Source organism: Mycobacterium sp. (assembly GCF_049673265.1).
GTDB lineage: Bacteria > Actinomycetota > Actinomycetes > Mycobacteriales > Mycobacteriaceae > Mycobacterium.
Window position 1 is genome coordinate 1 of the sequence record NZ_JBATXN010000435.1, and the last position, 2,704, is coordinate 2,704.

Below are 2,704 nucleotides of genomic sequence, written 5' to 3' on the forward strand. Positions count from 1 at the left end.
TCCGCATCTACCGCGCGAACCGGCTGCGCGCCAAGTTCGCCGACCGCGGAATGGCCGTTACTCACACCCACCACTCACACGCCCTGCATGCACCATTCTGGTGGCTGAAATGCCTAGTCGGCGTCGACAATTCAGATCATCCCGCCGTCGTTGCGTATCACAAGATGCTGGTTTGGGACATGATGCGACGACCTCGGGTCACGCGGCTGGCCGAATTCACACTCAACCCGCTGATCGGCAAGAGCGTCGCGCTCTACTTCGAAAAACCGGTGCCCGCCGTTGAACTGGTATAAGAAACTCGGCGTCGCCGGGGTCCTCTCTCCTGCGCAATGCCGACAGACGGCGGAATCGATTGCCGCGGCGCAAGAATCATCCGGCGCGATCCCATGGTCGGTAGGCGGGCACACCGATCCATGGGACCATGTCGAATGTGCAATGGCGCTGACGGCAGCTGGCCTGATCGGTCCGGCGCGGCATGCGTTCGACTGGTGTCGACGCCGACAGCGGGCCGACGGCTCGTGGCCGATCCAGCTTCGAGCCGGCATCGTGGAGGACGCCAACAGCGACAGCAACTTCTGTGCGTATGTCGCGGTCGGAGTATGGCACCACGTGCTGATCACCGGTGACCACACCTTTGCCACCGCGATGTGGCCGACGGTGCGCGCGGCAATCGACTTCGTCTTGGATCTACAGCTCGAAGGCGGCGAAATTTGTTGGGCACGTGGCCCTTCGGGCCCAGTTACCGAGGCGTTGCTGACTGGGTGCGCCAGCATTTTCCACAGTATTCGCTGCGCCCTGGCGCTGGCGACCTACCTCGACGAGCCGCAACCGGAATGGGAGGTGGCACTCGGCCGACTGGGCCATGCGATCACTGCCCACCCGTCGGCCTTCACCGAAAAGCCCCGTCACTCGATGGACTGGTACTACCCGATCCTGGGCGGTGCGCTTCGCGGTCCCGCGGCGAGAGGCCGAATCGCTGACCGGTGGAGCGATTTCGTCGTCGACGGGCTGGGCATCAGATGCGTCGACGACCGGCCGTGGGTGACCGGCGCGGAGACCTGCGAATTGGTGTTGGCGCTCGACGCGATGGGCAGCCGCCAGGCGGCGCTGCGGCAGTTCGCCGCGATGCAGCACCTGCGCGAGCAGGATGGCTCTTACTGGACGGGGCTGGTGTTCAGTGACGGAAAGCGTTGGCCCGTCGAGCGAACCACCTGGACCGGGGCGGCTGTGATTCTGGCCGCCGACGCGCTGTCGGACGCCACGGCGGGTAGTGGCATCTTCCGCGGCACCGATTTGCCGCGCGGCCTGGAGGGCGACTACGACTGCGAGTGTGCGATCAGCCCGTCGGATCGCTAGACCGCAGTACCGGCCTCTCCGGATTTCCGCTCCAGTAACCGCATTGACCCGGTGACGGATCGTTCGACGAACACGCCGCTTTGCACCGCGCGGCAATAGATTTGGTACGGCGCCTGGCCGCCGTCACGCGGGTCGGGAAAGACGTCGTGGATGACCAGCGCGCCGCCGGGACTTACCCATTTCGCCCAGCCGTCGAAGTCTTGATGCGCCGCGGCCTCGCTGTGACCGCCGTCGATGAACAACAGCTGTAACGGGGTGCGCCACCCGCTGGCCACCACGGTCGACTTGCCCACCACCGCCACCACGTTGTCATCCAGCCCGGCGTCATCGAGCGTGCGCCGCAAGGCCGGCAGGGTGTCGAAACGTCCAGAGGCGTCATCGACCAGCGAGGTGTCGTGGTATTCCCAGCCGGGCTGGTGCTCTTCGGACCCGTGGTGATGATCGACGGTGTAGAGAACACTGGCCCGAGCCAGGGCCGCCGCGCCTAGCAGCACCGTCGACTTTCCGCAGTACGTCCCGATCTCTACGCCGACGCCGTGATCGAAGTAGCGAAGCCCCGCGTCGTGCAGCGCCCGACCCTCGTCGGGAGGCATGAATCCGGTAACGCGATCGGCAAGCTCGAACAGTTGGTTGGTTCGCGGGTCGGCAGCCGAGAGATCTGAGGGGGTCATCACCGCCAACCGTAACAGTCGTGTTGTGCGCACCTGCGATGGTGTAGTAGTGTCCGGACACGTGTCCAACCCGGTAGCTCGGGAGTCGACCAGACGGCGACTGACCGCCAAGCAGGCCGACACCGTTGACCGGCTGGGCCAGGCTGCGGTCGAAGTGCTCGGCCGAGAAGGCTTCTCCGGCTTGACGATTCGCATGGTCGCCGCCGAGGCTGGAGTCGGGTCGGCTACCGCCTACACGTACTTCTCTTCAAAGGAACACCTGGTTGCTGAAGTTTTCTGGCGGCGGTTAGCGTCCAGCCCGGTGCCACGCACCGATTCGGCAGACGCGACCGTCCGCGTGATCGCGGTGCTGCGGCATATCGCGCTGTTGGTTGCCGATGAGCCCGAACTCGCCGGGGCAGTGACCAACGCGTTGCTGGGCAAGGATCCTGAAGTCATGCATCTGCGGCTGCACATCGGTCGCGAGATCCACCAGCGCCTGGTAACGGCCTTGGGCTCCGACTGTGCTCCCGACGTTGTCGAATCGCTGGAACTCCTCTATGCGGGAGCGCTGGTGCGCGCCGGCATGGGATATGCCACCTACCCGCAGATCGCCGAACGGCTGGAGACATCGGCGCGGCTGCTGTTAGCCGGTGGCAGCGGCCGCCGGCTGGCATGATCAACGGCCATGGACGTCG

The 2,704-nt window shown here is 65.3% G+C and carries 3 protein-coding genes and 1 pseudogene; 3 read left to right on the plus strand and 1 reads right to left on the minus strand.

Features of this window, described 5'->3' with window-relative positions; genetic code table 11:
• Positions 1 to 293 (plus strand): annotated as a pseudogene (locus WBF82_RS15155) (SAM-dependent methyltransferase); the annotation flags it as partial.
• Positions 280 to 1,356 (plus strand): prenyltransferase, encoded by a 1,077-nt coding sequence (locus tag WBF82_RS15160; RefSeq protein WP_424383815.1) that lies wholly within the window; start codon positions 280 to 282, stop codon positions 1,354 to 1,356. The pseudogene WBF82_RS15155 and the gene WBF82_RS15160, both read left to right, overlap by 14 nt.
• Here the strand turns inward: WBF82_RS15160 and WBF82_RS15165 are convergent.
• The gene (locus WBF82_RS15165) at positions 1,353 to 2,027 is read right to left on the minus strand and encodes a class I SAM-dependent methyltransferase (RefSeq protein WP_424383816.1); all 675 of its coding nucleotides are present in this window, start codon (positions 2,025 to 2,027) and stop codon (positions 1,353 to 1,355) included. The two genes, WBF82_RS15160 and WBF82_RS15165, sit on opposite strands and share 4 nt — an antisense overlap.
• A gap of 61 nt (positions 2,028 to 2,088) precedes the next feature.
• On the opposite strand from WBF82_RS15165, the gene WBF82_RS15170 reads away from it, so the two are divergent.
• The gene (locus tag WBF82_RS15170; RefSeq protein ID WP_424383817.1) at positions 2,089 to 2,685 is read left to right on the plus strand and encodes a TetR/AcrR family transcriptional regulator; all 597 of its coding nucleotides are present in this window, start codon (positions 2,089 to 2,091) and stop codon (positions 2,683 to 2,685) included.
• The last annotated feature ends 19 nt before the right edge of the window (positions 2,686 to 2,704 follow it).

What these genes read in the sequence shown, in the direction of transcription:
- WBF82_RS15165 (WP_424383816.1), bottom strand. Translation starts at nt 2,027, where the DNA reads ATGACCCCCTCAGATCTCTCGGCTGCCGACCCGCGAACCAACCAACTG.